Annotated in this window: 10 protein-coding genes; all 10 read left to right on the top strand. The window is 48.9% G+C overall.

Annotated elements, in window-relative coordinates:
* Positions 1–16 precede the first annotated feature (16 nt).
* The 10 genes from SH449x_RS07500 to SH449x_RS07455 all read left to right on the top strand — a co-directional run bounded on the left by SH449x_RS07500 (position 17) and on the right by SH449x_RS07455 (position 16351).
* Positions 17–2881, top strand: a complete 2865-nt coding sequence (locus tag SH449x_RS07500) for a TlpA family protein disulfide reductase (RefSeq protein WP_482380711.1) — start codon at positions 17–19, stop codon at positions 2879–2881.
* A gap of 199 nt (positions 2882–3080) precedes the next feature.
* A complete protein-coding gene (locus SH449x_RS07495) occupies positions 3081–3368 on the top strand; it encodes an SAM hydroxide adenosyltransferase (RefSeq protein WP_482380710.1) in 288 nt (95 codons plus the stop codon).
* Between the two features lie 473 nt (positions 3369–3841).
* On the top strand, positions 3842–6931 hold the full coding sequence (locus tag SH449x_RS07490; protein WP_482380709.1) for an SNF2-related protein: 3090 nt from the start codon (positions 3842–3844) through the stop codon (positions 6929–6931).
* Between the two features lie 459 nt (positions 6932–7390).
* Entirely contained in the window at positions 7391–7624 is a 234-nt protein-coding gene (locus SH449x_RS07485; RefSeq protein WP_482380708.1) for a type II toxin-antitoxin system Phd/YefM family antitoxin, read from the top strand.
* 159 nt (positions 7625–7783) lie between these two features.
* Positions 7784–8926, top strand: coding sequence for a site-specific DNA-methyltransferase (locus SH449x_RS07480; RefSeq protein ID WP_482380707.1), 1143 nt, complete (start codon positions 7784–7786; stop codon positions 8924–8926).
* Positions 8927–9053: 127 nt separating this feature from the next.
* The gene (locus SH449x_RS07475) at positions 9054–9491 is read left to right on the top strand and encodes a hypothetical protein (RefSeq protein ID WP_482380706.1); all 438 of its coding nucleotides are present in this window, start codon (positions 9054–9056) and stop codon (positions 9489–9491) included.
* Positions 9492–10094: 603 nt separating this feature from the next.
* Positions 10095–10472, top strand: coding sequence for a GxxExxY protein (locus tag SH449x_RS07470; RefSeq protein WP_482380705.1), 378 nt, complete (start codon positions 10095–10097; stop codon positions 10470–10472).
* Between the two features lie 63 nt (positions 10473–10535).
* Positions 10536–13232: a DEAD/DEAH box helicase gene (locus SH449x_RS07465; RefSeq protein WP_482380704.1), complete on the top strand. Its 2697-nt coding sequence runs from the start codon at positions 10536–10538 to the stop codon at positions 13230–13232.
* A 3-nt stretch (positions 13233–13235) separates the two neighbouring features.
* On the top strand, positions 13236–14393 hold the full coding sequence (locus SH449x_RS07460; RefSeq protein ID WP_482380703.1) for an SIR2 family protein: 1158 nt from the start codon (positions 13236–13238) through the stop codon (positions 14391–14393).
* Positions 14390–16351, top strand: coding sequence for an ATP-binding protein (locus SH449x_RS07455; RefSeq protein WP_482380702.1), 1962 nt, complete (start codon positions 14390–14392; stop codon positions 16349–16351). The genes SH449x_RS07460 and SH449x_RS07455 overlap by 4 nt, the downstream gene beginning before the upstream one ends.
* The last annotated feature ends 41 nt before the right edge of the window (positions 16352–16392 follow it).

Below are 16392 nucleotides of genomic sequence, written 5' to 3'. Positions count from 1 at the left end.
AACAAGTAAACACCCGATGATGTCGAAACGTTTGATCATTTTTTTGCTGGGATGCGCGACGATCGCGATGAGCCTGAGTAAATCGGCTTGTGCGCAGGGCACTCTACGCTTCCATGACGGGGATGCGTATCAAGGTGAATTTTCAGAGGAGCCGTTAAAGCCCAACGATACGAAAACAAACACCCCGGCTGCCAATGCGAAGCATCTCCTATGGAAATGCAATGCGTTCTTGGAGCCGATGCTTGTTCCCTGGGATGTAATCGATTCCATTTCCTTTGCTCGCGACAGTGCACGGTCAACCAGCCCCGAAACTTCTCCTCCTAATGGACCAGCTCTTTACGTAGTCGAGTTTGAAAACGGTGATAGTATCACGGGGCAGCTAGAGCAAACAGATCGAGGGACGCTCGTTCTCAAAAGCGACCGTTTTGAAACGGCGGAATGGAAATGGGATCAAGTTCGAGCGATTCTCAAGGTCCATCACGCTTCTCACGAGGGGGGCCGTTTGTACCCGAACGAGTGGAAGCAAATCTTGCCTGTTCCCAGAGATGATCTCCCACCGAGTTGGACAGCCAAGGTTGGTTCCATCGAAACCGTCATTGCAGGCACGACCATCTCACAAGTCTCAATGCTACCTTCGCTTGCGGCGATTGATATCGATGTCGCATGGACCCACTCGAACCCGAACTGGACTTTAACCGTCGGCAACAGTTTCCCTAAGCTTGAGTTGCGAGTGAGGAAACTTGAACAAAGAGACGATTTGTCGGTTAGCTTATTGTTCGAGGAAGAGGCTTCTGCGGATATCGCTACGGTTTTGATTCCGTCGCAGAATCTCGAGTCAATTAGGCTCAAGCTGCTATGCGATTGGGAGAACGGTCAGTTCCGACTGGAACAGAATGGGCGTGCGATCGGTGAGATCTCAGCATCGTTCAAGCCGGATTCCAATGCGACTCGACAAGCCGGTCCCGTTCGATTTCAGATTACGAACGACGCATCGGGAGGAATGATACTCCGCGAGTTAAATGTCACGAGATCGATGTTCTCGCTGTCTCGACTATCTTGGATTGAGACTGGGATTGAGAATCGAGAAGCCAAGACCGAGGGATCTTCTGGAAGCGATCGCGCTGCGAAGATATTATTTTCTGATGGAAGAATGAGTCTCGGAGTTTTAAAGTTCGAGGGAGAGCAAGGTTCGATTTGGAGCGAGACGGACGGAGGCAGAACACCATTTGTGTTGAGTGATGTGGATCGAATCGAGTTTGACTCAAAGCAACTACCAGAGAAACGCGAATCGTGCCTCGTTCTAACCTTGGGTGGTGAACGGTTCCTTGGTAGTAGCATGGAACAGATGGGAGATAGCTTGATGCTAATGTCAAGCACTTTGCCTTCTCCGATACGGTTTCTTTTGCCGGATATCGCGTCGGTGCAATTCACTAGTACCACAAAAGTTGCCTCACGCGACGATGGAAAACCGATTCCTATGAGACTCGTTAGTGACGCGGTTTACTCAAACGGTTTCTTAGTTCCCAAGGAGGAGGAAGATACAGACAGTGAGGGGGCAGGATGGGCGTGGAGACCGCTGAGTTTGGATCGCGAGATGATCCTTAATCCCATGATGACTGGTACGTTGGATATGGTAAGGCCGGGTTTGGACTCGCAGGCTTTCGAGGGAGAAAGGCGAAACCTGTCCTTGCGAACTGATACGTACGGGAGATCTTTGGACCAAGGTGAACCCGCGTTTTTTCTTCTCAATGGCGATAGTTTGCCCGGAGCTCTAGAGCGATTGGAAGATGGCATGGTTACCTTTAACTCAGAGCTATTTGGTCGAGCTCAATTGGCCGCTTCCGAGTTAAAGGGGGTACGACAGCTCGTCTATACCGGAACAGATCGGGTCGATCCGATAGTATTGAATCGGCTTCTCACCGTCCCGCGTATGTCCCGCCAGTCCCCCCCTACACACTTAGTCGTATCTCGCGATGGAGACATCATTCGAGGCAACGTTATCTACATCGACGAAGATCTGATTCGCATTTCGGTAAGGGACGAGGAGCGAGAGATCTGGATGAAGAATGTCGCTGAGGTAATTTGGCTTGATCCGGCTCCCCCACTACAGGGCTCCGAAGACTCGCCTCCCGACTCAGCGGAAGACTCGCCCCCTTCGGGCTTGGATTCGATGGAAACAAGTAGTCCCGCGTGCCAATTGATTCTTAGGCGTGGCTCGACGGTGAGTGTGATTCCCCGTCGTATTGAACAAGGGATACTCTTTGGTGTACATCCACTCTTGGGGGAGTGTCGGATTCCGATCGATGATGTTGTTCGTATTCTATTCGGACAGGAGATCGAGCAAGCCCGCAGCGTCAGTCGATTCGCGAAATGGAAATTACGGCATGCCGTGGATCCCAAGTTCGTTTCAGAGGAAGCTAATGCGGCGACTGGGGAAGATGCCGAGCTAGTCGGTAAACCAGCGCCTGATTTTACCCTTCGGAAACTGGATGGTAGTGCTATCAAGCTTTCCTCGATGAAAGGGCGAGTGGTTGTTCTGGACTTCTGGGCCAGTTGGTGTGGCCCGTGTCGAAAGAGCATGCCGGTGATTCAAGGGATCGCCAAGGACTTTGAAGCGGATCCATTTGATTTCTTTGCCATCAACGTAGACGAAGAAGCCAATGTTGTTCGCGGGACCTCCATTGTGCTTGGTATTACCGAGCAATGTTTACTCGATCCTCGGGCTGAGATCTCGAAAGCATACGGGGCCTCCGCGATACCTTACACGGTTGTCATCGACAAAGAGGGGATCGTGCGTCGCGTTTTTGTGGGCGCGAACGATGCGGCTTATATTCAATTGCGAGAAGCCATCTCCCAGTATCTTGAACTCGGTTCTCCATGACCCGCCCCATCGCCACGTTGTTCGGATCATCGGGGCGGATGGAGCTAGGAATAGTTAATGGAAATGCGGCGAAAATTTCTCCCCTAGGTGCGACAGTTCCCGTATCCTGTTAGAATGCTAGCGTTTTGTGCCTCCCTGTTTTCGGACAGAGCATTGGCCTGGAGGAAGATGTTTCTTATCGATTTTTGGAAATGAAACCGTGGCAGCAAGACTAGTTGGCAGCGTAGTCGATATCTCATCTACTGGAGATCTTGTAACGGATCTAACACAAGCTCAACTCACCTCACTTGGCTACAACGCCGAGACAAAGGTTGTGGTTGATGAAGAGTTTGAGACTATTGGCATATACGGTGAAGATCACAAACAGCCGGAGATGACCTTGGTCGCAATTCTTGGAAACGATTCCCCACTCCGACTGAGTCTCATCTCCGACTCCGCATCCATGATGCTCGGAGTCAAGAAGGGTGCCAAAGTCGAGATTCGATAGCTCGGGATTGGATTTCCAGCAGATTCGGGGAGGCAAGCATTGCCCCCCCGCTAGCTCCCCGCACCACCTCAGTCATCATTTTGCCTCGCTTCATTTTGCCGTCACGACTACCGCCTTCAAAGTTATCAGTAACTTCGCTATCAACGGCTTCGGCGATTATCGAATTTAGACGACAACCACGAATACAATGAATGACAGGAATCCAGGGATCGTTTTTGCATTCGTGATATTCATATGATTCGTAGCTCATCCCAGCGAAGCATATGATACCACCCAGTGTGCCCTTACCAAAGATTTCATCCCATTTTATGCCCTGAGAATCTGAACAGATACGCGGCTGCGTATTTGTCTTTCGCAGCTTATCCAATTGGGCGAAGGGCTGATACTGGTTGAACGATACATCAGAGTATCGTAAACTTCCAACACTTTTAGGCCATCTAACTCTAGCACCATGTAAGGAAAAATCACGCTCAATGACTCCGTACCAAAGCCAATACTGGGCACACTTGCTCACTCTAAAAGGTGCTGGCGGTAGCATTGAAAATTTGACTCGTTCGATCTCAAACGCTCGTGTTGATCTGAATCCTCACCAAGTAGACGCCGCTCTCTTCGCTCTCCGCTCTCCCCTTTCCAAAGGTGCAATCCTCGCTGACGAGGTCGGACTCGGGAAAACTATCGAAGCGGGGATCGTACTCTCACAACGTTGGGCTGAGCGAAAACGACGAATCTTACTAATCGTACCCGCAACGCTTCGCAAGCAATGGCAACAGGAACTCGACGAAAAGTTCTATCTGCCTTCCACCGTGCTGGACGGAGCGTCTTTTAATCGTCTACGTTCTCAGGGGCAACCAACCCCGTTCATGCAGGATGACAAGATTGTCATCTGCTCCTACCACTTCGTATCCGCCAAAGCAGCTAGCGTTCACGGCGTTCCATGGGATCTAGTCGTGATCGACGAAGCACATCGACTGCGAAACGTCTTCAAGCCACAAAATCGAATGGCTCGTCGCATCGCTGACGCCATTGGACCTGCTCACAAACTGTTGTTAACTGCAACCCCACTCCAAAACTCATTAATGGAGTTGTATGGCTTAGTCAGCCTCATTGACGAACATGTTTTTGGTGACGCAGCATCCTTTCGAGACCAATTCGTGAAGTCGGCGAACGACGCCGAGCGAAACGCTCAATTGAGGAGTCGTCTGAATTCGATCTGCATTCGTACTCTTCGCAAGCAGGTCATCGAATACGTCCCGTACACCAAACGCATTCCCATCACGCAGGAATTTACTCCCAGCGACGATGAGCATCGATTGTACGAAAGCGTTTCTGCATTTCTACAACGAGAAAATCTGGTTTCGCTGCCAGCCAGCCAACGGCACCTCATCACTCTAGTGCTGCGAAAGCTGCTCGCATCCTCAACCTTTGCTATCGCCGGAACATTGCAAGGCTTGGTGAAAAGGCTTCGAAACTTACAACAAAGCTCTTCAATCGCCCCACGCCCACTCGGGGAAGGGGCTCAGCCCAAGTTCGGCTCCCCTCGCCCACTCGGGGAAGGGGCTCAGCCCATGTTTAGCTCCCCTCGCCCACTCGGGGACGGGGCTCCGCACAACTTCCGCTCCCCTCGCCCCCTTGGGGGAGAGGGGCTGGGGGTGAGGGGGTGGATCGACACCGAGTCTCTCCTACTCGACGAATCGGACTTCGAACCGATCTTGGAGCTTCAAGACGAATGGGAATCCGACGAAGTTGCCGAGCCACTCACCGAATCCGAGCCAGCCCCTACTCCAGAAAGAGAGATTCAACGTGAAGAGCCAACCTCCAAAGCCGGTCAAGTTGACCACGTCGCCCTAGAAGCAGAGCTACAAGAGCTATTAAGCTTTTCTGAATTGGCGAGTCGAATCACCACGAATGCAAAAGGGGAGGCTCTGCTGCCAGCATTAGAGATCGCATTCAACCGTGCAAGTGAGCTTGGTGCAGAACGCAAAGCAGTGATCTTCACCGAGTCCCGCAGAACGCAGGCGTATCTCTTCGACCTACTTTCGTCGCATGGCTACTCAGGTCAGCTTGTATTGATGAACGGGTCGAACACCGATCCATTGTCGAAACAAATCTATGAGGACTGGATCAAGCGACATGCAGGCGAAGAATGTGTCAGCGGCTCCAAGCCTGTTGATATCAAAGCCGCCATTGTGGAAGAGTTCAAGGACAGGGCTTCGATACTCATCGCAACCGAAGCTGCTGCCGAAGGGGTCAATCTGCAATTTTGTTCCTTGGTCGTCAACTTCGATCTCCCTTGGAACCCGCAGCGAATTGAACAACGTATCGGTAGATGTCACCGCTATGGTCAAAAACATGACGTGGTCGTAGTCAACTTTCTTAATCGAAGAAACGAAGCTGACGAACGAGTATTCGAATTGCTGAGCGAGAAGTTTCAATTGTTCGATGGCGTGTTTGGAGCCAGTGACCAAGTGCTCGGAGCCTTAGAGTCCGGTGTCGATATCGAACGTCGCATCGCTGCGGTGTATCAAACCTGTCGAACTCCAGACGAAATTGCGGCGGCATTCGATCAACTGCAATCGGAACTCGATGACCAAATCCAAGTCCGAATGGATGATACCCGGCAAGTACTCCTTGAGAACTTCGATGAAGAAGTGGCGTCCCGGCTTCGAGTTCATCGAGACAAAACACTGGAAAGTCTCGGAGAACGAGAGAGATGGCTGTTTAATCTCACTCGATGCGAACTCAACGGAGATGCTTCGTTTGATTCCCATGAACCTCGATTTGAGTACACAGGTTCTCTTGCTCAGCATGGGTACTATCACTTTGATTGGAAAAAGGCGAATGAAAATGGCGATGCGTTCTACCGTCTAGGTCATCCGCTTGCATCTGCTCTAGTGGACAGAGCACTCCATCGGCAACTTACAACCGCCTCAGTGAACTTTGACTACGGAGCGTATGGATCGGTAATCAGTCTTTTGGAACCGCTAGTAGGCAAGTCAGGTTGGCTGGAATTATCCAAGCTCACCATTTCATCCTTGGACACAGAAGAATTCATCGTTCTCACGGGGACGACAGACGATGGCAAGGTTCTGGACGCCGAGATCTGTGCCAAGCTTCTTTTCCTACCTGCAAAAGTTTCCGCTGAGCTAAACGAACAAGTTCCAGATTTTTCCGGCAATCGTACTTTGGAAGTGACCAAACGTGTCAAAGAGGTAGAACAACGTAATATGAAGCACTTCGACGAAGAGGTGCAGAAGCTAGACCACTGGTCCGATGACCTAAAGCAAGGACTGGAGCGGGAGATCAAGGAACTTGACAAAGAGATCCGTGAAGCTCGCAAATCTGCTTCGTTGGCTGGCTCGTTGGCAGATAAACTAGAAGCACAGAAGAACATCAAGACGTTGGAATCGAATCGCAAAGAGAGACGCAAGAGGCTTTACGAAGCTCAGGATGAGATCGATAGTCGCCGTGACGAGCTGATTCAGCAGATCGAGGGGCAACTGCGACAACAGCAGTCGCTATCGTCGTTGTTCGCCATTCGCTGGACTGTGGAGGGGTGCAAATGACGCTCGGGGGAGTAGATAAACCACGAATCGAACCAATCACACGAATGAAGAGATCGATAACACGATTCGATACGATCCTTCGGGTTATTGCCCAAAGCCCAAACCGTGGAAAATTCGGCTTAAACTACCGACATGGCTCGGGTAACGGGCAATCCGGCAAATGTTCTCAATCGATTCCTCTTGATTTTGGTCAATGCACAGCCGATACTGCGATTAACACACTCGCCGCACCGCTCTTTCGACAGGTCATGTGCCTTTGGAATGACGTGCCTGAAAGGCGAGATATTTTTTCGAACATTGCTCGTTTCGAGCTTAATCGTGTTACAGCCGCCCCGCCTCTACTGCCAACCAGCAGGTATGCGGTACTTGGGCGGCTTCTTTTATTTTCGAAACCTACGGATTCCAGGACGTCGTTACGGAGGTTGCTGGTGTTCATTCCACGAGATAAGGCTGTTTGAGATGACCCATACCATAACACTTGAGGAAGCTGAGCAACGACTTCGGGCGTTGCTAAGTGAGCTACATTCTGGCGATGAGTTGATTATTACTGATAACAACGTCCCTATTGCGAAGCTAGTTCTCAATACGCCAACGACCAAGTCCCCTCGCATCCCAGGGCTCGGTAAAGGAATGATCACGGTCGTTTCCGACGACGAAGATCACTTGCAAGATTTTACGGAGTACATGCGATGAGAGTTCTCGTGGACACTCATGCCTTCTTTTGGTTTTTGGAGGATCGACTAAACAACCACGAATCGAACGAATCACACGAATGAAGAGATCGGATTCTTATTCGTGCGATTCGCATGATTCGTGGTTCAATAATGATCTGCACTTTAGAAACGGAATGAAATGAAGAAGCAAAAACTAGAACTGACGTGGATCGGGAAAGAGAACCGACCACGTTTGGAACCACGCATACTTCTCGAAGATCCCGAGAAGTCGTATCACGCTCCGCATCGAGTCAGCGAAAACGATATCTTCGATAATCGTTTGATCTTTGGCGATAACTTGCTTGCGTTGAAGGCGTTGGAGCAGGAATTCACTGGAAGAGTTAAATGTGTGTTTATTGATCCTCCCTATAATACAGGATCTGCGTTCGAGCACTATGATGATGGTCTAGAACACTCGCTTTGGCTTGGGCTAATGCGTGACCGCTTGGAGATTCTCAAGCGTATGATGTCTAACGATGGTTCAATTTGGATAACCATCGATGACAATGAAGCCCATTACCTTAAAGTACTTTGCGATGAAGTCTTTGGTCGAGGGAACTTTATAGCCAATGCTGTTTGGCAAAAGAAATACTCCAAACAGAACGATGCGAAATGGCTTAGCATCAGCCATGACCACATACTGATTTATGCGAAAGCAAAAGATGCATGGAAACCGAATCAAGTCGAGCGTGGCGAAGAACAACTAAAAGGATACAAAAATATCGATAACGACTATCGAGGCGTATGGCAATCAGTTGTTTACACATGTGCAAAAACAAGGTCAGAGCGTCCAAATCTTTACTACGGAATACGACATCCGAAAACAAATCAATTGGTCTTCCCAAGTGAAACTAGAGTTTGGGCGTATGATCAAAAGCGGCATGAGGAGCACGTTAGGGATAACCTCATTTGGTGGGGAGAAAACCAAGAAAAGGATAAACCTAGATTGAAATCGTTCTTGCATAAAGTCGGAACAGGGATTGTTCCCGACACACTTTGGCTGCGTGAGGACTCAGGGGACAATCAAGACGCAAAACGGGAAATGATCGCACTGAACGTTAGTGATGTTTTTTCGACTCCGAAGCCCGAGAAACTGCTCAGAAAGATAATTCAAATCGCCACTCAGTCCGGCGATCTCGTCCTAGACTCTTTCGCTGGCTCGGGAACTACTGGTGCTGTTGCCCACAAGATGGGTCGCAAATGGATCATGGTCGAACTTGGTGAGCATTGCCACACTCACGTTATTCCACGCTTGAAGAAAGTCATCGACGGGCGAAGATAAAGGCGGGGTATCGGAGGCTTGTGATTGGAAAGGCGGAGGCGGATTCCGCTATTACAAACTCGCCCCTTCGCTACTTGAACAAGATGAATTCGGCAATTGGATCATCAACAAAAAGTACAACGCTGCGATGCTCGCCGAAGCGGTTTGCAAGTTAGAAGGGTTTACTTACGCTCCGAACGAGACCATCTACTGGCAACACGGGCATTCCACTGAATCGGACTTCATCTTCGTCACGACGCAAACGCTCTCTCGTGAACAACTACAAAAGCTGAGCGACGAGGTTGGTAGCCAGAGATCCTTACTAATCTGCTGCTCCGCTTACCGTGTGAAGAAGCTAGATGACTTCCCCAATCTCACGCTCAAGAAAATTCCATTGGCTGTCATGTCCAAATGCGAATGGGGCAAGGATGATTACAGCCTTGAAATCAAAGCTCTTCCCGCTGCTCCAGAACGGTCCTCGGACGAGTTCACGCAAGTTATCAAGGATCAACCCAAGTCAAAACGACAGGCTCGAAAAGCTATGTCCCAACAGCCGATGCTATTCGGTTTGGAGGAGGACGCATGAGGCAACTATTCGGAAATTCCGAATAGTTCAATCCGAAGGAAATCGGGAGGCTGCCGCGAAAGAGTGATCGGACATGAAACCACGAATCGAACGAATGACACGAATGAAAACCCAAACGACAAAGAGTATCATCGAACCCTCGTGGCTTGCGGGGAAAACTATCCCTTTTCATCGTCCATTGAGTTCTTCAAATGCTGCTCTTATTCGTGTGATTCGTGGTTATCCTGTGTTCCTGACATCAGCTGGAGTTATTCAAAATGCACCCATTAAATCACCCCAACATTCGGTTGACGTTGGCGCAACAACCAATGTTGTTCGGTTGGGAGGATGATGCATGAGGCAACTATCCGGAAATTCCGGATAGTTGAAACCGAAGGAAATCGGGAGCTTGCGGCAAAGGAGTTATCGGACATGAAACCACGAATCGAACGAATGACACGAATGAAAACCCAAACGACAACAGGTATCATCGAACCCTCGTGGTTTGTGGGGAAAACTTTCCTGTTCCATCCCCATTGAGTTCTTCAAGTGCTGCTCTTATTCGTGTGATTCGTTTGATTCGTGGTTAAAGGTTATTCATGACTTTATCGGGAGATATCCAAAATGACTGAAGTATTGTTCAAAGAGGAAAGCTACAAGATCGTAGGATCATGCTTCGAGGTTTACAACGAGCTTGGTTGCGGTTTCCTCGAAGCCGTTTACCAAGAGTGTTTACAGATCGAATTTGAGCTTCAGTCTGTACCAAACGTCGCACAAAAAGAGTTGAACCTACACTATAAACGCAAAAAGCTCGAGTCCGTTTATATCCCTGACTTTATCTGTTTCGATTCGATCATCGTTGAAATCAAGGCTGTCAAAGAACTGACCAACGAGCATCGAGCACAGGTTCACAATTATCTCAAGGCAACAGGCTTTCGACTCGGATTACTCGTCAACTTCGGACAACATCCCAAATTACAGTATGAACGGATCGTACGTTGAAACGGGAACACTTCAGTCTGTTCATTATTCGTGGTATTCGTACTATCAGTGGTTAAAATCCCTATGAATCAACATGTAAACGCCATCTCTAACCGATTGAGTCTGCGGCAACCACAACGGGACTCATTGGAAATCCTCGCCAAAGTTTGCGAGATCATCGAATTAGACAAGAACGCAGATCTGCAAAAGCAGCTTGAGCTTATTAAGTCAACGTTTCCATCGGTCGAAGATTTTGAACGTGACTTTCCATCGCTCTGCTTTGCCATTGCGACAGGCGTTGGCAAGACTCGATTGATGGGAGCCTTTATTTCTTACCTGCATCGGGCAGAAAAGGTTCAACACTTCTTTGTGCTCGCTCCCAACTTAACGATCTATCGCAAACTGATAGCAGACTTCACCCCCGGAACGCCCAAGTATGTTTTTCAGGGCATACACGAATTCGCAACCAATCCTCCCCAGATTATTACCAGCGACAACTACGAGACCGGGGTTGGAGTTCGCAAGGAGACTATTTCCAATCGGGACGTGCAGTATTCCCTTTTTGAGGATGCAGCGGTTCACATCAACATCTTCAACATTGCCAAGATCACGTCTGAAGTTCGAGGTGGAAACTCGCCAAGAATCAAGCGACTGAACGAGTACATTGGTGACAGTTACTTCGAGTATTTGGCGGGGCTTGATGATCTTGTCCTGTTGATGGACGAATCGCACCGTTACCGAGCTAGTGCAGGAATCAAAGCGATCAATGAATTGAAACCAATTTTAGGACTGGAGCTAACCGCTACACCGCAGGTTGAGAAAGGTGCCAAGTCGGAAGCATTCAAGAATTGCATCTACAGCTACCCTCTAGCATCTGCCTTGACCGATGGCTTCATCAAGCAACCAGCGGTCGCAACTCGTGAGAATTTCAATGCTGCTGGATTCGATGAAGATGCTTTGGAAAAGCTTAAATTGGAAGATGGCATCCGAGTTCACGAAGAGACTAAAGTTCAGCTTGAAGTTTACGCACGAGAGAACAGCCGCAAGAGAGTCAAGCCGTTTGTATTGGTTGTGGCAAAGGATACGGAACATGCCAACGCCTTGGTTAAGACCATTGAGTCTGACGAATTCTTTGATGGAGCGTACAAAGGAAAAGTCATTACGGTTCACTCTCAGACCAAAGGCGAAGAGAAAGACGAAGTCGTTGAGCAGTTGCTAACGGTGGAAGATCCTGCAAATCCGGTCGAAATCGTAGTCCACGTCAACATGCTGAAAGAAGGCTGGGACGTGACCAATCTTTATACGATTATTCCGCTTCGCAAGGCGGATTCTCGGACCCTTGTTGAGCAGTCGATTGGACGTGGATTGCGTTTACCGTATGGGAAGCGAACTGGCAACGAAGCCGTGGATCGATTGACCATCGTGGCTCACGACAAGTTCCAAGAGATCGTGGACGAGGCTAATCGAGGCGATTCGATTCTCGTAACGGGTGTTGTCATTGGTAAGGACATACCGGAGAAAAAGTCCAAGGTCGTGGAGGTTGTACCATCCGCCCTGTCCATTATCACCGGTCAAACGGGCACCGGATCGGATACCAAGAAGCAGAAGCACCTCTTTACAGATGATCGTGAAATCGATGCGGCCAAGAAAACGTTAGAAGTAATCCAAAGAGAGTTCGAACGCTTACCTCGCTCAGCGGACCTTAATTCTCCTGAAGTGCGACAAAAGATTGTTGAGCGCGTTAGGGAGATCACTAGGGTTCCGCAGTTACAATTTGCAGACTTGGATGATACGCTCACCGATGAAAAGCTGGAGTATGTGGTAGCCAAGACAACCGAAGTCTATGTAAACCTGTCTATCGACATACCGCGCATAGTTGTTGTTCCTTCAGGAGAGCGGACCTGCGGTTACCGTGATTTTGATCTCGACGTATCCAGTATCAATCAAAAGCCGGTTGATAATGACATTCTCATCCAGACGTTGCGTGAGAATAAGCAGTATCGGTTAGCCTATCTCGCTGCCGACATGGAGGCACGGATGGAGGACTACTTGGTACGAGGGCTGATCGACTACAACGACATCAGTTACGATGAAGACGCCAAGCTGCTTTATAAGCTATGTGGTCAACTGATTGCAAAGCTTCGAACCTACCTTAAGGACGACAACGATGTTCGCAATGTACTATTGGCGTTTAATCAGACGTATGTCCGATTGATCCATGCTCAGATGCAAGAGCATTACTTTGAAGAGGCAACGGACTACGAAGTTCACATTAGTAAAGGCTTCGAGACCTTGAAGCCAAGTGCCTTTAACGCACCGGACGGCGAGGAACCACGACCATACCGGCAACCAGTAGATGCAAAGAAGAACATTCGTTCCATGCTCTTTGGCGGTTTTGACAAGTGCTTGTTCCCTGTTCAGAAATTTGACTCAGATACGGAACGACGCTTTGCAGTGATCTTGGAAAACGACAAAGCGGTACTCAAATGGGTCAAGCCCAACAAAGGCACGTTTCAGATCCACTACAGCGGCGAAGCCAACTACGAGCCTGATTTCGTAGCAGAAACATCACAAGCGTATTACCTTTGCGAACCCAAAGCAGAGAATGAAGTCGAGGTAGAAGAAATCCAAGCCAAAGCCCTTGCCGCCGCTCAATGGTGCAAACACGCCACCACGGTCGCCAGCAAACCTTGGTGCTACATTCTCGTCCCTCACACAGCCGTCAACGAATCGCAGACCCTAAGTGGTTTGGCGGCTCAGTACACGGTGAAAACGGAGTAGATTGTGACAACAGACAAATTGCCCCCGATCCGTTCCCTTGCCCGTTTCACCAATGGTGCTTGGGTCGATGTGTTTCCAAGCGAAGAAGAGGGACACAAACACTGCAAAGATGCGTTACACCAAGAATTGGTTGAGTTCCTTCGTAGTGATAACCTAGTTGTCTTAACAGGATTGGGGACATCGCTTTGCGTGAAAGACGGTGCCGGAAAAAAACTGGCACCGAGTATGGGAGATCTATGGAATGCTGTGAAGAACACGGTCGGTGCGTCCAAGTTTGATGCGACGCTCAAACTTGTCCATCACAATGCTACTGACGAGAACATTGAATTACTTCTGTCTCGTTGCCAAACTGCCCAAGCTTTTCAGGAATCGGAGAAGGTCAAGGATTTCATTGGTAAGGCCGAGAAGACAATCGCACGCCTTGTTAGCTTTGTAAAGAACGATGTGACATTACCAATTCACGAGGCATTTCTGCGTCGAATAGCACGTCGGCCATCAAGTGCCCCAAGGACGAAGCTGTTTACGACCAACTATGATCTCTGTTTTGAGACTGCGGCCAGTCGTATTCACATGGTCGTTGTCGATGGCTTTTCTCACACAATGCCTCAAGAGTTTGACGGAGAACATTACTCCTACGATTTCGTACGTCGGGAAGACGACGGTTCTGCTACTTCATTTATCCCGAACGTCTTTCAATTGCACAAACTCCACGGCTCGATTGATTGGCAATGGACCGGCGAACGCATTTGTAAACGGCTAGACGCCACCAATCCAGTACTGATCTATCCAAGACACAGTAAGTTTGAGTCATCCTATGAGCAGCCGTTTTTTGAAGTAATGTCACGATTCCAATCAGCGATTCGGCAGTCAAAAACTTCACTTCTCATCGTTGGGTTTGGGTTTAATGACAAGCATATCACTGAACCAATTCTCTCAGCCGTAAGATCCAACGTGGGACTGCGAGTAGTTGTTGTAGATCCGTTTATTCAACAAAATCCAAGTGCTGCATCATCTGTGCTGAGCGATCTGATATCCAACGGTGATTCACGAATCACACTTGTTTCAGCGGCGTTTGAGAACTTTGTCCGAATGATACCGGATCTTGTTGAGGAGACCGAACACGAACGACATCAACAACGATTACGGAAAATGCAAAAATGACATTGCGACCACCTTATCCGTTCGATGCCGAAAGGCAGATGGGGACGATTTCAAATGTAAGCCCTTCATCCGTTCGTGCAAATCTACCACTTGCTGGTAAAGCGGGAGGGAAGTTGCATCATGGAATCAGGGTAGGCGGTGGCGAAGTTGGCGAATTCGTTCTAATTGAATGCGATGAATTAGCATTGCTCGGAAGAATTCTGGAAGTGCGATTACCGGAAAAAGAACGACTGAGTGTTGAAGAAGAACTCGGCAAACAGCCAGAGATTCATCCAGTGGGTACTATCCAACTTCTTGCCACTCTTGATATATCTCGCCGAAGTGTGCAATCTGGCGTTTCTCGATATCCCAGACTCGGGAGTCGTGTTTATTCTGCACATCCAGACTATGTTCGTTGGATTGCATCAGAAGGTAATCGACTACACTCAGGAGAAGATGTTTGCTTTGAGATGGGCTCATTGCCAGATGCAAGCAATGCGATGGTATCCATGACCCCAAAGCAGTTGTTTGGGCGTCATTGTGCCATTCTTGGTGCTACGGGGGGAGGAAAGAGTTGGACAGTTGCACGACTTATCGAACAGGCGATGAAGTATCGTTCGAAGGTGATTGTCCTTGATGCGACTGGTGAATTCTATACGCTTGAAGGGGCGAATGTTGTTCACAAGTCTGTTGGCACCGGTTCAGTACGCCCTGCGGGGGCTGAGTGTGTAGACTTCCCCTACACAGAGCTTTCAGAGATCGATCTATTTGGCATTTTCACACCAAGTGGGCAATCGCAAGGGCCAAAACTTCGAGAAGCGATTCGAAGTTTGAAGCTAGCGAAACTAGAGCCTTCTCTAGCGAATCAGTTTGGCAATATTGTTAAGTCAAACGCTTCGAAAGCCCCGATCTTTGCCGGATACCAGAAGCATATTCAAGTTATCGAGAGTCAATCAGTAGACTTTGCAATCGGTGCCCTGTCACAACAGATCGCTGAAGAATGCGTTTGGCCAAATGGCGGAACCGCAGCGAATCCAGATTCTTCACGGTGGGGCAATGCAAGTGGCGAAACGGCTTATGTCATATCGCTTCAGCTTCGAATTGACAGCGTGATTAAATCCAGGCACCTGAGTTGTGTTTTTTCACCGAGTGGTGCGTCAACCGTACCGAAAGTCATTGAAGAGTTCGTTTCTGATAGCTCAAAGTCGGTACTGCGACTATCCCTGCAAAATGTTTCGTTTGGCCACAATGCAAGAGAAATTGTTGCAAATGCCATCGGGCGTCACCTGCTAGACATGGCTAGATCAGGAGCATTTAAGCAAAGTCCAGTGCTTGTCATCGTTGATGAGGCACATCAATTCCTGAACAAGACTATAGGAGATGATTCGTGCAAGGTTGAGTTGGAAGCATTCGGTTTGATCGCAAAAGAAGGTCGAAAGCATGGCCTGAACATATGCATAGCGACACAACGCCCAAGAGATATTCCAGATGATGTCTTGAGTCAAATGGGAACACTGATCGTGCATCGACTTATCAATGATCGTGATCGGAGCGTAGTTGAAAGTGCATCAGGAGAGATTGATAAATCTGCCGCCGCTTTTCTTCCAACGCTCGGCCCCGGCGAGGCGATCATCATCGGAGTAGATATTCCTGTTCCGCTTTCTATCCGCATCCATAGACCAGATCGAGCACCAGACTCAACTGGGCCGGACCACGAGATTTACTGGGCGAACGCAGTCAAGCTGACAATGAACGATACACGGCAGGTTGGCGGTTCGGCGATGTCGATTCTGAAATTCGACGAAGGTGAAATTTCAAGTTTGGATGGACCAAAGATTGGTCCACGGTCCCATATTAACTGGGGTGCGAGCAAACACGCAATCGGTGAAGGATCATGTATTTCGTGCGATACTGGGGTGTGGAAGTGTGTTGAGGTTAGTGAATCGAGCGGGTCGATAACGCTGATTCGAGTCGGGTAATCGAATGCTCTACGGTGATGGTTTCCGTACAGAAAGAACGT

The sequence above is a fragment of the Brakhagea baltica genome (genome assembly GCF_052161605.1).
Lineage (GTDB): Bacteria > Planctomycetota > Planctomycetia > Pirellulales > Pirellulaceae > JBKCUI01.
The sequence above is the reverse complement of the archived record's forward strand: the minus strand, read 5'-3'. Positions and strand labels throughout refer to the sequence as shown.